Below are 15,852 nucleotides of genomic sequence, written 5' to 3'. Positions count from 1 at the left end.
GGTTTAGACTCTCCAATCCAATTTTGATTTAATGACGTGCTCCAGCTCGCTGGCGAGAAAGACGCGTATCTGTTCTGTATCGCCGTCTTTCAGTAGCGCCATCGTTTCCGGCAGGAGCAGCAATGCGCTAATTTCGCTTAGTATGGCAAGCGCAGCCTTAGATAGATCGTTCGGCGCGAGCATGAGCAGCAGCTGGCGGGCACCCGCGCCGCCTGTCAGCGTGACCGGATGATCGAGGCGGAACAGCAGCAGCAGCGGGAATAACACGGCATCGCTTCGCGTGTGCACGAGCGCAAGCTCCGTATCTGGAATGAGCTGGCTGCCGTGAAGTTCGCGTTCGAGCAATCCGGCGACGACTTGGTCCGCGTCGGTCAACGCGCCGATATCGAATGCGTGCCCGCAGATCCGATGCAGGATCGGCTCGAATTCGAAGCCGAGCGGAGTATGCAGCGCAATGACGTCGAAGCGCTCAATCAGCGCGTGCGCTTCCTGTGCGTGATCGCGTAGCACGGCCAATCGGGCGACGGCGTTCAGTTCGGAAGCTGCGGATGAAGGCGGCGGACGCTTGTTCCCATCTAGCGGGGGAGCAGGCGCTATCGCCAACTGGTGCACGAACTTGCGCAGCCGTTCCGTCTCCTCCGGTGTCAGCAGCGGACTGAGTTTGATATAACGCTCCGGCTTGATCGGCAAGTCCACGGTCGAGATGATGAGATCGTAATCCGACGGCGGCGTGCGAACGGCTTCGAACCAAGAGACGCGTCCGATCAGATCGATCTGTGGCAATTCTTTGGTAATACGGACCGCCAGCATCTTCGACGAGCCGATGCCGCTCGTACAGACAAGCAGCGCGCGCACGGGAACGGTCAATAGATTGGCGCGTTCCATCGCCGCGCCGAAATGCATGGTCAGAAATCCGATCTCCTCATCAGGCAGCTCGTAACCGCGCAGTTTGCGGGCGGCTGCATCCTGGACCGCGTCGAATAGCTCAGCGTAATCCCGCTTGATCTGGAGCAGGAGCGGGTTGCGAATGTGCTGTCCTTCCCGGAGCCGCTGCAGAACGGGCTCCATATGATGCAGCAGTCCTTCGATGAGCGAACGATCGCGCATGAGCGTGATGTCCAGTCTGCTCTCCACCTCGGAGACCAGCTCCACGACGAGCTCGATGTACGAGAAATGCTCGGCGACCGCCACTTGCCCAGGTGCATCCCAGTCAGACAGCAGATGAGCGGCGTACGCCATCTCTCGCTCAGGCAAAGTCACATCCAGGAATCGCGCGTATAACTGTGCACGCTCCTTATCCGCCGTTGAAGCTTCCTCCGGTAACGCATCCACGATATGTCCACCGCGGAAGCGGGATAGGGCGATTGCCAGACGAAGAACGAGGAGCGTGTATTCCTCTTCGGAGAGCTTCGCCTTATGAAGTTCCTCGAGCCGCCAGAGCGCCTTCTCGACACGGAAGAAGCCTTCGAGTTCGATTAATTCCAGCAATCGCCCACGAATTGGCGAATGACCCGCGGTAGAAGATGACTCGAACAAGTCGGCTGGATCGAGGAATTGGCGGGCCAATCGGTAGATGAAACGACGGATCGCGCGTTCGCTGCCTTGCAGCTCGACCCCGTAACCGCGACGCCGTTCGAGCGCGAGCCCCGAGCCGGTCAATAACGATTCCCACTCGTCCAAATCATGGCTAATCGTCGGGATTGCCACCTGAAGCTCATGTGCGAGCGCGAACAGCTTGATCGGTTCCGTCTCCTCAATCAACCGCAGCATCGTCAGCACTTTACGTTCTTGGGCGTTGTGACCGGAAGCGTCGGCATTCTCCAGCTTGAGCCGGAAGGCCTCCAGCTTCTCAGGCTCTGCCTCGAGCGCGAGCCCTGAGCCGGATTTGCGCAGCAAGGCGATGCCGGCGGCGGTAAGAGCGGACTCAATATCCTGCAGCTCGCGGTGGACGGTTCGTGCGCTAACGCCAATCGACTCCGCAATCTCCGCGACGGTCATGCCGCCTTGCCGGTTCGTGAGCAGCGCCGCGATCTGGCGCTGGCGGTTCGACATTTTCATGGGCATCATCCTACGGCTTGTAATAAAAGAGCTGTAACGCCGATGCCAGAGGCGTCAGCGTTACAGGGGCGCGGGTTACGTCAAGCGTTTGACGAGTTCATCATATTCCGGGCTTTTCAAGAAATTATCGATGGAGATATGCTCCGCGTTCGGTGCTTTCTGCTTCGCGCGGTCGGTCAGCGTCTTGTGCGTAATGACGATGTCCGCATCGGAAGGAATGTCGCTAATTGCCGTGTTCACGACGGTGACCGGAATGCCGGCGGTCGTGATTTTCTTCCTTAAGATGGACGCGCCCATTGCGCTTGATCCCATACCGGCATCGCAGGAGAAGACGATCTTGTTAACATCCTCTCTCGCACGCTGGCCAGCAACGGGAGCCGCTTGCACGGAAGGAGCAGTAACCGCAGCGCTGGCAGTTGCAGAAGAAACGTTGCCTGCGCTCTTCATTTCCTTCATTTTGGCGGAAGCTTGCTCCAGTTCGTCGTCCTGCTCGGTTTTGCGGCTCGTCTTCAGGAGCAGCGCCGCCACGAGGAAGGAGACGAGGGCACCGGCAATGACGCCGGTGAAGATTGCGAACATACCGCCTTTAGGCGCCATGGCGATGTAGGCGAAAATACTGCCCGGCGATGGCGGTGCGACAAGACCCGCATTGAAGAGGGAGAAGGTTGCCGTGCCGGCCACGCCGCCCGCGATTGCCGCAAGGATGAGGCGCGGGTTCATCAGTACATACGGGAAGTAGATCTCGTGAATCCCGCCGAAGAAGTGGATGATCGCTGCGCCTGGCGCCGATTGCTTGGCAGAGCCGCGTCCGAAGATACAGTAGGCCAGCAGAATGCCTAGGCCAGGACCCGGGTTCGACTCCAGCATGAAGATAATCGATTTGCCGGCTTCCGACGCTTGCTCCAGCGCGATCGGACTCAGCACGCCATGGTTGATCGCGTTGTTAAGGAACAGAATTTTGCCAGGCTCGATGAGTACGTTGGCAAGGGCGAGCAGGTGGTTATCGATCAGGAATTCGACACCGTTAGCAAGTACGTTGCTGATCGCTTCGACGATCGGGCCGATCGCCTTGAAGGCGATGACGGCGAGAATGGCGCCGATAATGCCGGACGAGAAGTTGTTGACCAGCATCTCGAAGCCGGACTTGATATTACCTTCGACCGCTCGGTCGAATTGCTTCAGCACCCAAGCTGAGCCTGGGCCGACAAGCATCGCGCCGAGGAACATGGGGATGTCCGCGCCGATGACCACGCCCATCGTGGCAACCGCGCCGATGACGCCGCCCCGCGTGCCATGAATCATCGTGCCGCCCGTGTAGCCGATCAAGAGCGGCAGCAGGTACTTAATCATTGGGTCGACTAGTTTGGCCAGCTCTTCGTTCGGTATCCAGCCTGTTGGAATGAAGAGCGCCGTGATCAGCCCCCATGCGATGAATGCGCCAATATTCGGCATGACCATCCCGCTTAGGAAACGCCCAAATCGTTGTACTGCTACCCGGACACCTTCTTTTTGTGGTTGTACGGTGTTGGACATCAGGTAATCCTCCCTTTATTTCGTGACGCCCGCCTCGATAGCATTCGATAACGGGGATGACTTCATCCTAAAGGAGAACGCTTACAGCTTCAATTGAAGGAAAAGGAGATTTCGTCATGAACGCTGTTGACAATATTTCATTTGCAAACAGGCATAGCAAAAAGAGCCGATGCATTAGCGCAAACATTGTTAGGCTAATAGACGGCTCTTCGATTATCGGCATGTTCCCTACGGATCATGCGGTTCGGGGCATTCGCATCGATTGTACGATCAGCAGATCCAACTGTTGGCTCCAGTAAATAACCTCGGGATGGAGCAGATTCATCCCGTGCTTTTCGGCAACCGCCATCATTTTCGTACGCAACCGGTTGATCATTGGATTCATATCCGCCATCTGGGCACCATCCCTTTACCGAAGTTATGAGCCAAGTATAGTCCCTATTTATGAGAAAACAATTAGAAAAGCGTGATATTCAGGAAGCGCACCGAATTTTTTCCTATACAACCTACATATACCCGCTCCAATACGTAGCAAATCATCCTGAAGCAAAAAAAACCATCTTTTGGCATATACTGCCTGAAAGATGGCGGGATGATGTTTATATGGCGATCACGATTTTACCGAAATGAGTGCCTTGCTCCAACCGACGCAGCGCGTTCACGGCCTCTTCGAAAGGAAACACGCTATCGATCACGGGATGGACGCGGCCAGCCGCAAGGGCGGCATTCATCGCCTCGAACATCGCGCGACTGCCGACGTTGATGCCTTGCAGCGTGATCTTCTTCTGCAGCACGGCAATCAGATCGAGGTTGTTCGCCCGCGCACCGGACAATATCCCAACGATACTAACCCGCCCGCCGGTACGCACAGCGTTAACCGAACGGTCAAGCGTCGCGGCACCTCCGACATCAAGCACGTGATCGGCGCCTACACCGTCTGTGATGGATAGTACAGCCTGATCCCAATCGGGATTCGAGCGGTAATTGATGCCGTGATCGGCGCCGAGGGCTACAGCGCGAGCCAGCTTCTCGTCACTGCTTGAAGTTACGATTACAGTCGCGCCGTGAAGCTTCGCGAACTGAAGCGCGAAGAGGGAGACGCCTCCGGTACCTTGCACAACGACCGTATCGCCCGCTTTCACGCGTCCTTCGCTCACGATGGCGTGCCAAGCGGTCACGCCCGCGCAGGGTAGGGCGGCCGCTTCGGAATCGCTCAGGTAGCCCGGTACGGAGACGAGACCATTCTCGTTCAGGATGACGTACTCGGCGAGCAGACCAGGCAGCGGACTACCGAGGGTGCTGGAGGCGTATCGGCGTTCCGGCGGACCCGTGAGCCATTGCTGGGTGAAGATGCCGCTTACACGGTCGCCGAGCTTGAACCGGGTGACGGCTTCGCCGATTTCAACGATTTCACCGACGCCATCCGAGACCGGTGTGAACGGCAGTGGCAGATCAGGCGCGTAGAAGCCGCTAATAACGCCCAAATCCCGATAGTTTAGCGCTACGGCACGCAGTTTAATCCGTACTTCGCGTGGTCCTGGCGAGGGGACGGGGCGCTCGGCTATTTTCAAGTGGTCTAAACTCAATCCGCCTGCAAGTTCATAGGTTCTCATCAACATCGCTCCTTTGGTTAACGGTATAGACACACTTTAATCCGAGAACTAAAATAAAGTAAGTAGGCACTATAAAGTATCCAGTTCGATGGAGTGAGATGCGATGGGCAAGCGCAAGGCGGTGGAGCCGGATATTTCGATCGCGAAATGCAGATACAGTTTGTTGCTGGAAATCATCGCAAGCAAGTGGGCGGTTCTCGCGATCTATGCGATGGAGGGCGGAGCGGTCCGTTACGGAGAATTCCTGCGTAGAATCGAAGGCGTCTCCAAAAAGATGCTCACGCAGACACTCCGGCAATTGGAGCGGGATGGCCTTCTCGAACGGGAAATCCACGATACGGTCCCGCCAGGCGTCGAATATCGGCTGACTCCGCTCGGGCAGTCGCTGATCGTCCCGCTACGGCACATGAAAACATGGGCAATCGCTCATTATCCGCTCGTGCGGGAGGCACGTGACGATTATGATCGGCGTGCGGTTAACGCTACAATTAGCGAGGGATGAACCAAGCTTAATCTCCAGCTGGCACGCATGAAGGGATTTGGAATATCGCATCCGAGAATAACGGCTGCGATATCGCAAGTCCCTTGTTCAGCGTCGATCCCGATAATCGTTACGCATCCATGAATTGCTTCAACTTCGCTTCTGTATTCGACTCCGGGGCTGGCGTATAGATGCTGCACCGCAGGTCGCCGCTGCCTCGCGCTTCAAGGGAGGTCAGCTGGAACAGCATTTTGCGCGCTTTGGCATGCCGGAATTCAAGCAGCACCTCGGGGGCGGCACTGACCTGTCCTTGTTCCCAGAGCCTTCTGAAATCGGGGTGAGCGGATTTCATGCCGCTCAGAAATTGCTCGTACCATTCGTCTTCCACATATTGTCCGTAATAGGAGCGGAACATAGCCAAGAAGCCGCCGGCGAACTGCTCCCAATTCACGGCCAGCCGCCGGAACTCGCGTCTAGTGAACAGCAGCTTGATCATGTTACGTTCGTCGTCCGGAATGTCCCCGAAATTCATGAACACATAGGCCGCTGCGGCATTCCAACCGACAATCTGGCATCTTCGGTCCGAGACGATTACCGGGCAATAACGCAGCTCGTCGATGATTTTGCGCAGGGAAGGCGTCAGCTGCGGATCGTCGGTCGCAAGCTTGGCGACGTTCAGGCCGGTATCCGCAGCCAGCGCGAACACGTACTTCCGCTCGTCGTCCGTCAGCCTCAAGGCCGCCGCGACATTGTCCAGCACAGAAGCCGATACTTGAATATCTCTCCCTTGTTCCAGCCACGTATACCAGGTCGAGCTTACGCCGGCCAATTGCGCGACTTCTTCCCGCCTTAGACCGGGCGTGCGTCTTCGCGAGCCTGCCGGCAGACCGGCTGTCTCCGGGGTTAATCTGGCGCGAGCTGCCTTCAAGAACGCGGACAAAGCTTGCAGTCGGGTAGGATGATGCATGCGGAAACCTTCTTTCCTTGGCGTATGCTGGTAGCGATTATACTAGGATAAACAACAACTTGTAATAGGATAACATAGATGGCAAGATTACATCCATAAGCGATTGGAAGGGGATGGATCTACCATGGAAAGAGTCGTTATAACAGGTATGGGCATTATTTCGCCGCTTGGCAACAGCGTGGATGAATTTTGGGACAAGCTGACGCGAGGCGAATCGGGCGTACGGGTGGTCGAGTCGTTCGAAGCGGCGGGGCACAAAGCGCGAATTGCCGGAGTCGTGCGGGATTTCGACGCCAAGGCGCTGTTCGGGGCGAAGGAAGCCAGGCGGATGGACCGCTTCTGTCAATACGCGCTGGCGGCCGCCGACCAAGCGTTCGCGGACTCGGGATTAGATAGGGCGGATATCGATAAGGAACGGCTCGGCGTCTATGTCGGGTCGGGCATTGGGGGCATTCAAACGTTAACGGAAGAGCATGCGACGCTGCTGGAAAGAGGACCGGACCGCGTCAGCCCGACGCTTGTACCGATGATGATCGCGAACATGGCGGCGGCCATGATCAGCATCCGGTTCGGCGCGCTCGGTCCGACGCTCGCGCCCGTGACCGCTTGCTCGATCGGCAACACGGCAATCGGGGAGGCGTGGCACCGCATCCAATCCGGGCGGACGGATGTCATTCTGGCCGGCGGCTCGGAAGCGGCGATATCCGAGATCGCTGCGGCGAGCTTCGCCAAAGCGACCGCGTTGTCGACAAGGAACGACGCGCCGGAACGCGCGAGCCGGCCGTTCGATGCCGGCCGGGACGGGTTCGTGCTCGGCGAAGGCGCGGCGATTCTCGTGCTGGAATCGTTGACGCACGCCCGGGCCCGCGGGGCGCGGATTCTCGCCGAAGTCATCGGTTACGGGGCAAGCTCCGACGCCTATCACATGGTCGCCACCCATCCGGAAGGGGATGGCGCGTACCGCGCAATGCGCGAAGCGATTCGGGAAGCGGGCATCCGGCCGGACGAGGTGGACGTCATCAGCGCGCATGCGACGAGCACGGAGCTCGGCGATCGTTCCGAGACGGCGGCGATTAAGCGATTGTTCGGCGAATATGCTTACCGGATTCCTGTGACCGCGAACAAATCAATGACCGGTCACATGCTCGGCGCGGCGGGGGGAGCAGAGGCGATCGCACTCATTCAGAGCCTGCGGACGGGCATCATCCCGCCGACGATCAACCAGGAGACGCCGGATCCCGAATGCGATCTGGACGTCGTGCCGAACGAGGCGCGCCGGGCGGAATTGCGTATCGGAATGTCGAATTCGTTCGGTTTCGGCGGGCATAACGCCGTCATTGTGCTGAAGCGCTGGGAAGACGAATAAAGAAGTAGGAGGCGGGCGCCGCATACAGAGGCGTCCGCCTTGCCGTTCGCCTGAACTAGCCAATTACAAGCATCCTTCGCGACATCTGCACATAATTTCACTCGTTTGGGTATGAAACTACAAGCCTCCGCCATATTTATCTACATCCATGTTATCGGCCCGACATAGCGCAGCTGCGATAGTGAGCCGGATAAGCGAAGGAGGAGAACTATGCGTTATGACTGCGCGATTGTCGGCGGCGGACCGGCCGGGTTGAATGCCGCTCTCGTGCTCGGACGCGCCAGAAGGGAAGTGCTGCTGCTAGACGACGCTAAGCCCCGCAACCGTGTAACGCGCGCCTCCCATGGTTTCGTCACCCGGGATGGCGTGCAGCCGGCCGAGTTCCGAAGACTAGCGCACGAGGAGCTTGCCCGTTATCCATCCGTCTCCGCGGCACGTGAGAAGGTAACCCGTGTTACCCGCACCGAAGCGGGATTCACGCTGGATACGTCAGCCGGGTCGTCATATGAAGCGAGGCGCATCTTGCTCGCGACGGGGCTGCGGGAAGCGTTCCCGGATATCGCGGGTTTCCGGGACTTCTATGGCAGCAGCCTGTTCAACTGCCCGTACTGCGACGGCTGGGAGCTGCGCGACAAGCGTCTTGTGCTCGTCTCCGAGAGCGCGGGCGCGTTCCATACGGCCAAGCTGCTCCATAATTGGAGCAAAGATCTGATTGTCTGCACGAATTGGCAGACGAATCTGTCAGCTGAACAGCAAATCCTGCTTCACCGCAAAGGCATCATCGTCTATACGAAACCGATTGCCGCATTCGAAGGGAAGGACGGACAGCTAGAGGGAATCCGATTCAAAGACGGAACGACGATCCCGCGGGAAGGCGGTTTCGTGACGCCGCAGTTCGCGCAGAAGAGCACATTCGGCGAGCAGCTTGGCTGCGACTTGAATGCGTATGGCGCGATTATAACCGATGCGTTCGGACGAACGAATGTCAAAGGCGTCTATGCAGCTGGCGATTCGACGGTCGTCTCGCCTTCACAGCTGGTAATCGCAGCGGCAGAGGGCAGCAGGGCCGCGATGGGCGTGAACGCCGATTTAACGGAAGAAGAATTCGAAGCGGAATAACCGGATATCCAATTCACACTGCTGCACTCTGAATTATAGGCTAGACATTTTGCAAACAAAGTAATAAACTATAGAAAGTGAAGTGAAAGTCCAAAATCTAATATCGATCTTCGGGGTAGGGTGCAATTCCCGACCGGCGGTAACTTTCACATGGAGGAAAGAAGCCCGCGACTCCTCTTCCCGATCACGGGCGGGGGACTGATTTGGTGCGAATCCAAGGCCGACGGTATAGTCCGGATGGTAGAAGATCAGCTGTAAATCTGCGGGGTACTCGTCTATACTCAGCAGGTTTATTTGACTGGCCCCGTTACTGCGTTCGAAGCGCAGCAACGGGGCCTTCTTCCTTCATGTCCCTGGATCCAGAAGGGGTAATTATTCATGAGTACCGCATCCGTAACACCAGTTCTAAGGACCAGGCGCGGCTTGCCCGCGTTCTGGCTCGTCGTCATCGGCGCCGCCCTGTGGGGCGTCGATCCGCTGTTCCGCATTCTGCTGCTGGATCACTTAACTTCTACGCAGATCGTCCTGCTCGAGCATGTGATTCTGTTCGTCTTCGCCGCGCCGGTTCTCTGGAGCCGCCGCAGCGAGCTTGCCGGACTTCGGATGACGCACGTCGGCGCCTTGCTCTTCATCTCGTGGGGCGGGTCGGCGATCGCTACGATCCTATTCACGAAGGGCCTTGCCAGCGGTGATTTGAACGCCGTACTGCTGCTCCAGAAGCTTCAGCCGCTGTTCGCGATCGTGCTCGCGCGCTGGCTGCTGAAGGAGCATCTGCCGCGCATGTTCGGGCTGCTATTCGTGCTCGCGCTGCTTGGAACGTACCTCCTGACCTTCGGATTCTCCATTCCGCGCAGCGGCGCATCCGACTTCATTCAGATCGGTAGTCTGTTCTCGATCGGCGCCGCGCTTCTGTGGGGCGGATCGACCGTAATGGGCCGCTACATGCTGGGCAAAGCATCGTACGAAACGGTCACCTCGCTTCGCTTCATGCTGGCGCTGCCGCTGCTGCTCGTCTTGACCATGACCCAGAGCCACGGATGGACGCTCCCGGCTGAAGGACGCGACACCGCGCTTCTCGTCATTAATTTGGCGCTTTCGGCGCTGCTGCCTGGACTATTCAGCATGCTGCTCTACTACAAAGGACTTAGCGCGATAAAAGCTTCCTACGCTACATTGGCGGAGCTTAGCTTTCCGATGGTGGGGGTCATTATTAATTGGGTCGTCTTCGACCAAATGATTTCTTTCCCGCAAATGATCGGCTTCATGCTAATCTGGACAACGTTGTTCGCCATTTCCTGGCAGCAGGACGATCCGGGTAAACCGTCGCCGACGCCATAAACTGTACGTATTGACGAAAAGAGCGCGCCTTGCGAGAGGCGGCTCTTTCGTCGTCTATACGGAGATGGATCAAATTCGATTACCCGCGCGGAATCATTATTTGGTAAGATAGTGAAACGCACAGTATCAAGACAAGCAGCGGGGAGGAATGGCCATGCAGGCGTTACATACGGCATCTTTCGCATTCGAGCTTGAGCAGGATTTGACGATTCGGGGCGAGGTTCGCGTGACCGGCGGGGAAAGCCGCAGACCGGTCGTGCTGCTTGTCCACGGTTTTAAAGGCTTCAAGGATTGGGGGTTCTTCCCGTATGCCGCCGAGCAGCTGGCGCGAAGCGGGTTCGCGGCCGTGACGTTCAATTTCAGCTGCAATGGGGTCGGCCGCTCCGATTTCGACGAACTCCATAAATTCGGACGCAATACATATAGCCGCGAACAATCGGATCTGTCCGAGCTGCTGGATCGTTTGCGCGCCGGGGAGCTCCCGCTCGCGGATCGGATGGACGCCGGAAGGCTCGCGCTGATCGGTCATAGCCGCGGCGGCGGCAACAGCTTGATATTCGCCGCCAGCCAGCCGGATGCAATTCGTGCGGTCGTGAGCTGGAACGGGATATCCGATGTGAATCTGTTCGGGGACGAATTCCGGGAGCAAGTGCTGCGCGAGGGGCTCGGCTATGTCGAGAATGCGCGTACGAAGCAGCACATGCCGATAACGGCAGCGTTCTTCGAGGATTTGGATCGGAATCGGGAACGCTTCGATATTACGACCGCGATCGCGGAATTACCTATGCCGGTGCTGACGGTTCAGGGGGATCAGGACGCGCGGCGGCTTGTCCTTGGACAGGAACGGCTGCAGCAGGCGGCCCCTCGGCAGCGGCATATGCGCATTGAAGGCGCGAACCACACCTTCGGCGCGGTTCATCCGTTCACCGGCACGACTTTCCATCTTGAGCGAGCGCTCGGATTGACGATTGGTTTTCTGACCGAACACTTGCGGCATTCTCATTAAATCAAGCAACAGGAGCGAGGAATATGATTCGATTTGGCATTATTGGCACGAACACGATTACGGAGAAATTCGTCAAGGCGGCGAGATTGGCGGATGGGGTGGAGATTGCCGCGGTCTATTCGCGCACCGAAGCACGGGCAGACGAATACGCGGATAAGCTCGGCATCGAGCACCGGTTCACGTCCTTGGAGGAGATGGTGCAAAGCGATGTGATTGATGCGGTCTATGTCGCCAGCCCTAACGCGTACCATGCGCGGCATGCGATCTTGGGCATGGAGCATGGCAAGCATGTATTATGCGAGAAACCTGCTGCCTCCAATGCTCGCGAGCTGCGCGAGATGATCGACGCGGCCAAGCGGAATAATGTCCTGTTCATGGAGGCGCTGAAATCGACGCTCATGCCGAATTTCACGGCTATCCGGAACCATCTTCACAAAATTGGGCGCGTTCGCCGCTTCTTCGCGAGCTATTGCCAGTATTCTTCACGATATGACGCCTACAAGCAGGGGACGGTCATGAACGCGTTCAAACCCGAGCTGTCCAACGGCTCGCTTATGGATATCGGCGTCTATTGCGTATACCCGGCGGCGGTGCTGTTCGGGAAGCCGAACGCGGTTCATGCGGAAGCCTACATGCTTGAATCCGGCGTCGACGGCAACGGCAGCCTGATTTTGAAATACGGCGATCTGGATGCGGTGCTGATGTATTCCAAAATCTCCAATTCTTATGTGCCCTCGGAGATTCAGGGCGAAGAAGGCAGTATCGTCATCAACCATATCAGCGAGCCTAGCCAAGTTCGGATTCATTACCGGGATGGCCGGATCGAGGATATTACCGACGCGTCCCAAATCGAAGACAATATGATGTACGAGGTGCAGGAGTTCGTCTCGCTGCTCGAGCAAGGCAAGCGGGAGTCCGAGGTCAACTCCCATGCCAGCTCGCTCGCGGCGATGGACATCATGGACGAAGCGCGCCGGCAGATCGGACTTATCTATCCGGCCGATTCGAACTAACAACGAGAACAGCGTTAAGACCGGATAGTGGTGCGTCGACGACCGACATAAAACGCAAGCGACCCGCATAGATATGGTACGGGAAACGTAAGCGCCATAGTCGGGGCACGGCATGGGAGAGAGCCAGCCGAAGGAGCAAGACGAACGCATGGAGGGAATGCCATGAGTGCCGATCTGCTCATTCAACTGTTGATTCTCATTGTCATGATTATCGAGCTTGCTGCCAAATCCGACAAATCGTAAACAAGCAAAAACCGGACGGAGCATGATGCGCCGCCGGTTTTTGCGCGTTGGCCGCCTGCCTCGAAGCATTCGCCAGACAAGGCGTTAATCCCGTCCGGCCTGGACAAGCAGCTGCGCGAGCTTGGCAGGCTGCACATAGGCGGTGGTCATATGATCGCCGTGACCTTTGATAAGCCGGAATTGGCCAAGCCTGCTTGAGAAATGCGGGTGCCAACCGGTATTATCGAATTGAGGCAGGACGTTGTCTTCCGTGAAGTAGAGATAGCTCTTCGGCACTTGCAGGGCATAGAATCGTTTCAGATCCAATTTCTCCATGAACGGGGCAGCCGGTTCCGGAGGCGAATGACGGTAAATATATTGCGCCGTCGGCAAATCCGCGGTATTGACGAATGCGTCTCGGAAGTATGGGAATGGGAGCGTAATCGTATTGTCCGATGACGCTTCTGCCAGCTTCAGGAAGAAAGACGAAGCTTCCTTAGGCAGGACATCCGCCAGCGATTCGCCGTCGTTCAGGACGAATGCGTCCCAGAAGACAAGCCGTTTGAGTCGATTGGGGACAAGCTCTGCCGCCTTCTGAATGATGGTGCCGCCGAAGCTGTGACCAACCAGCACGATATCTTGAAGTTGTTTGGCCGCGATATAATCGCCCACGGCTTTGCTCATCTGGGCATGAGAGACGTTCTTGTTCGGGTCGCCCCCGTGGCCAGGATATTCCGGCACGAATACCGCATGACCCATTTGCCGCAGGGCGGCGGCCGTTCCGTTCCAGAAGCCGGCATCTGCCCACGAACCGTGGATAAGCACGAAAGTGAGCGGCTCGGAACGAACAGGCGCCGCATGAGCGGGGTAAATACTCATCTCGGGCATTCTCCTTCTTTGATTTGGCGTTATGGATAGATATGCGCACTCAGGCAGAACGATGCGAATCCGATCCTAGCGCCGAAGAGGATGACCCGCCACCGAAAGAAGGGCTCAGCATGAATGACAAGGTAGTAATGCCCGTCTGGACATTCGGCTTGTTTATCGTCGTTATGAATACGACAATGTTCAACGTATCGATCCCGGGCATTATTCGGGATTTGGACATCTCAACCGACCTGGGTTCTTGGGTTGTCTCCAGTTATTCCATCGGGTATGCGCTGTCGACGGTCGTGTACAGCCGTTTGTCGGACGTAGTCCCGATCCGGGCGCTGCTCGCCGCAGGTCTGGCCGTTCTTGGCCTGTCGTCGGTCTACGGGCTGTTCGCCCATAGTTTCGAAGCCGTCTTGGCTGCTCGCATCCTGCAATCGGCCGGGGCAGGCGCGATGGCCGGTCTCGGGCTTGTCTTGGCCAGCCGCTATATCCCGTTCGAACGCAGAGGCAGGGCGATCGCGATGATTTCGGCCGGCAGCGCGATGGCGTTCGGTCTCGGACCGATCGTCGGAGGATTGATCACCGAATATTTCGGTTGGAACGGCGTGTTCGGCGTAACCGCGCTTGTGCTGGTTGTGCTGCCCGTCCTCTGGTTCTTGCTGCCGAAAGAAGCGCCGCGCCCGTTCCGGTTCGATGTTATCGGGGCCGTGTTGACGCTGCTTAATGCTTCAACGCTGCTCGTGGCCGTGATGCAGCGATCAGCCTGGTGGCTCGCTGGAAGTCTCGTCACCTTCGCGGCGCACGCGGTGCATCTGAAGCGGGCTAAGGAGCCTTTCGTGAATCCTGCGCTGCTCGCAAGTCCGGCCTACCGCAAGTTGTTGGCGATTGGCTTCTGCATTCTGGTACTCAATCTGGGGAACTTGTTTCTCATGCCGCTGGTGCTGGCGGATTTGTTCCATCAATCGCCGATGGCGATCGGGCTGCTCATCGCGCCGGGCGCGATCGTGTCGGCATTCCTGACGCGATTCGTCGGCCAATGGATCGACCGGTACGGGAATCTCCGTTTCCTGCTGGCAGGCCAGTGTATTCTCGCGCTTGTTCTGCTGCTGTTCGCGATTGACATAGAAGCGTCGCGATACGTGATCCTGGCGGGCTATCTGTTCTTCTCGCCAGCCTTCTCGGCGTCGATGGCTTCATTGAATAATGAAACGTCGCGCATGCTGCCCAAACAGGCGGTCGGCTCCGGCATGGGCCTGCTGCAGCTTGTTCAATTTTTCGGCGGCTCGGTATCTGTGGCGGCCTGCGGAATCGCGCTTGCGCTGCAGCCGGACGCGGCGCCTGCTCAAGCGTTCGAGCACGTGTACGCGCTGCTGTTGGCCGTCTGCATACTGTCGCTGGCGGTCATGATCTGGTATAGTAAATCGGTCCATTCGGTGCGAGTCGCGGCTAACTAACGGGAAGTGGCGAACACCCGAATTGCTTATTGCACACTAGGATGAGTTCTGATCGGAGCGGCATCGGTTATCCTTCAAGCAACGCTACGCGAGCAGATAACTCGCAGTATTTAATGAGGTGAATCAATTGGCGAAATCGAAATATTACGTGGTATGGGCAGGCCGTAAGCCTGGCATCTACACGACATGGGCAGACTGCCAGAAACAGACGACGGGTTTCTCGGGCGCCCGCTTCAAGTCGTTCGAGTCGAAGGCCGAGGCTGAGGCGGCATATGCCGGCGAAGCCGCGGAGCGTGCCGTGACATCGGCAGCGCGTGGGGGAGGAGCTGCGGCCTCCAAGGAGGAAATCGTGACGAACAGCATCTCCGTCGATGTCGGCAGCAAAGGCAATCCGGGCATCGTGGAATACAAAGGCGTCGATACGGTGACAGGCGCAATCGTGTTCGAGCACCCGCCGATCGCCAAGGGCACGAACAACCTCGGCGAATTCCTCGCGATCGTTCACGCGCTTCGGCTGATCCATGAACAAGGATTGGACAAGATTGTCTATTCCGATTCGCAGACGGCGATGCTGTGGGTGAAGAACCGCGCGGTGAACACGAATCTGGCGCGCGACGCGTCGACGCTCGAAATATGGACGCTCGTCGACGAGGCGCTTGACTGGCTCAAGCTGCATCCCGTCCACGCGCAGGTGCGCAAGTGGAATACGGCGGTTTGGGGCGAGATCAAGGCGGATTACGGGCGAAAATAACGAGGCTGGCGGGAGAAGACGCGAAGATTGTCGCAATATTTTCCCGCCGGCTGTCTTT

General features: G+C 57.5%; 14 protein-coding genes and 1 riboswitch. Of the genes, 8 read left to right on the top strand and 6 right to left on the bottom strand.

The genetic code is table 11. The features are described from left to right. Window positions 1–3: 3 nt before the first annotated feature. From ACFFSY_RS24205 to ACFFSY_RS24190, 4 genes are all read right to left on the bottom strand, one after another. Window positions 4–2,058, bottom strand: a complete 2,055-nt coding sequence (locus ACFFSY_RS24205; protein WP_377498953.1) for a PRD domain-containing protein — start codon at window positions 2,056–2,058, stop codon at window positions 4–6. Between the two features lie 75 nt (window positions 2,059–2,133). Further along, window positions 2,134–3,591: a PTS mannitol transporter subunit IIBC gene (locus ACFFSY_RS24200; protein ID WP_377498951.1), complete on the bottom strand. Its 1,458-nt coding sequence runs from the start codon at window positions 3,589–3,591 to the stop codon at window positions 2,134–2,136. A gap of 235 nt (window positions 3,592–3,826) precedes the next feature. Beyond that, window positions 3,827–3,985 carry an aspartyl-phosphate phosphatase Spo0E family protein gene (locus ACFFSY_RS24195; RefSeq protein ID WP_377498949.1) on the bottom strand — a complete coding sequence of 53 codons (159 nt, stop codon included), beginning with the start codon at window positions 3,983–3,985 and terminating at the stop codon, window positions 3,827–3,829. Between the two features lie 205 nt (window positions 3,986–4,190). Further along, window positions 4,191–5,204, bottom strand: a complete 1,014-nt coding sequence (locus tag ACFFSY_RS24190) for a zinc-dependent alcohol dehydrogenase family protein (RefSeq protein WP_377498947.1) — start codon at window positions 5,202–5,204, stop codon at window positions 4,191–4,193. A 103-nt stretch (window positions 5,205–5,307) separates the two neighbouring features. Here ACFFSY_RS24190 and ACFFSY_RS24185 point away from each other — a divergent pair, with 103 nt between their 5' ends. Then, entirely contained in the window at window positions 5,308–5,706 is a 399-nt protein-coding gene (locus ACFFSY_RS24185; RefSeq protein ID WP_377498945.1) for a winged helix-turn-helix transcriptional regulator, read from the top strand. A 109-nt stretch (window positions 5,707–5,815) separates the two neighbouring features. Here ACFFSY_RS24185 and ACFFSY_RS24180 read toward each other — a convergent pair whose 3' ends face one another. Further along, complete coding sequence (locus ACFFSY_RS24180; protein ID WP_377498943.1) at window positions 5,816–6,652, bottom strand: helix-turn-helix transcriptional regulator; 837 nt, start codon at window positions 6,650–6,652, stop codon at window positions 5,816–5,818. 124 nt (window positions 6,653–6,776) lie between these two features. On the opposite strand from ACFFSY_RS24180, the gene fabF reads away from it, so the two are divergent. From fabF to ACFFSY_RS24155, 5 genes are all read left to right on the top strand, one after another. After that, on the top strand, window positions 6,777–8,018 hold the full coding sequence (gene fabF, locus ACFFSY_RS24175) for a beta-ketoacyl-ACP synthase II (RefSeq protein ID WP_377498941.1): 1,242 nt from the start codon (window positions 6,777–6,779) through the stop codon (window positions 8,016–8,018). Between the two features lie 210 nt (window positions 8,019–8,228). Next, the gene (locus ACFFSY_RS24170) at window positions 8,229–9,137 is read left to right on the top strand and encodes an NAD(P)/FAD-dependent oxidoreductase (RefSeq protein WP_377498939.1); all 909 of its coding nucleotides are present in this window, start codon (window positions 8,229–8,231) and stop codon (window positions 9,135–9,137) included. A gap of 102 nt (window positions 9,138–9,239) precedes the next feature. After that, window positions 9,240–9,390: riboswitch (FMN riboswitch) on the top strand. A 125-nt stretch (window positions 9,391–9,515) separates the two neighbouring features. Next, complete coding sequence (locus ACFFSY_RS24165) at window positions 9,516–10,475, top strand: DMT family transporter (protein ID WP_377498937.1); 960 nt, start codon at window positions 9,516–9,518, stop codon at window positions 10,473–10,475. 154 nt (window positions 10,476–10,629) lie between these two features. Next, complete coding sequence (locus ACFFSY_RS24160) at window positions 10,630–11,481, top strand: alpha/beta hydrolase family protein (protein WP_377498935.1); 852 nt, start codon at window positions 10,630–10,632, stop codon at window positions 11,479–11,481. A gap of 23 nt (window positions 11,482–11,504) precedes the next feature. Next, window positions 11,505–12,494 carry a Gfo/Idh/MocA family protein gene (locus ACFFSY_RS24155; protein ID WP_377498933.1) on the top strand — a complete coding sequence of 330 codons (990 nt, stop codon included), beginning with the start codon at window positions 11,505–11,507 and terminating at the stop codon, window positions 12,492–12,494. A 327-nt stretch (window positions 12,495–12,821) separates the two neighbouring features. On the opposite strand, the gene ACFFSY_RS24150 is transcribed toward ACFFSY_RS24155, so the two are convergent. Then, window positions 12,822–13,595 carry an alpha/beta hydrolase gene (locus tag ACFFSY_RS24150; protein WP_377498931.1) on the bottom strand — a complete coding sequence of 258 codons (774 nt, stop codon included), beginning with the start codon at window positions 13,593–13,595 and terminating at the stop codon, window positions 12,822–12,824. Between the two features lie 119 nt (window positions 13,596–13,714). On the opposite strand from ACFFSY_RS24150, the gene ACFFSY_RS24145 reads away from it, so the two are divergent. Then, window positions 13,715–15,043 (top strand): MFS transporter, encoded by a 1,329-nt coding sequence (locus ACFFSY_RS24145; RefSeq protein ID WP_377498929.1) that lies wholly within the window; start codon window positions 13,715–13,717, stop codon window positions 15,041–15,043. A gap of 127 nt (window positions 15,044–15,170) precedes the next feature. After that, the gene (rnhA, locus tag ACFFSY_RS24140; RefSeq protein WP_377498927.1) at window positions 15,171–15,794 is read left to right on the top strand and encodes a ribonuclease H; all 624 of its coding nucleotides are present in this window, start codon (window positions 15,171–15,173) and stop codon (window positions 15,792–15,794) included. Window positions 15,795–15,852 lie beyond the last annotated feature (58 nt).

It is taken from the genome of Paenibacillus aurantiacus, assembly GCF_042431225.1.
Lineage (GTDB): Bacteria > Bacillota > Bacilli > Paenibacillales > Paenibacillaceae > Paenibacillus_Z > Paenibacillus_Z aurantiacus.
The sequence above is the reverse complement of the archived record's forward strand: the minus strand, read 5'-3'. Positions and strand labels throughout refer to the sequence as shown.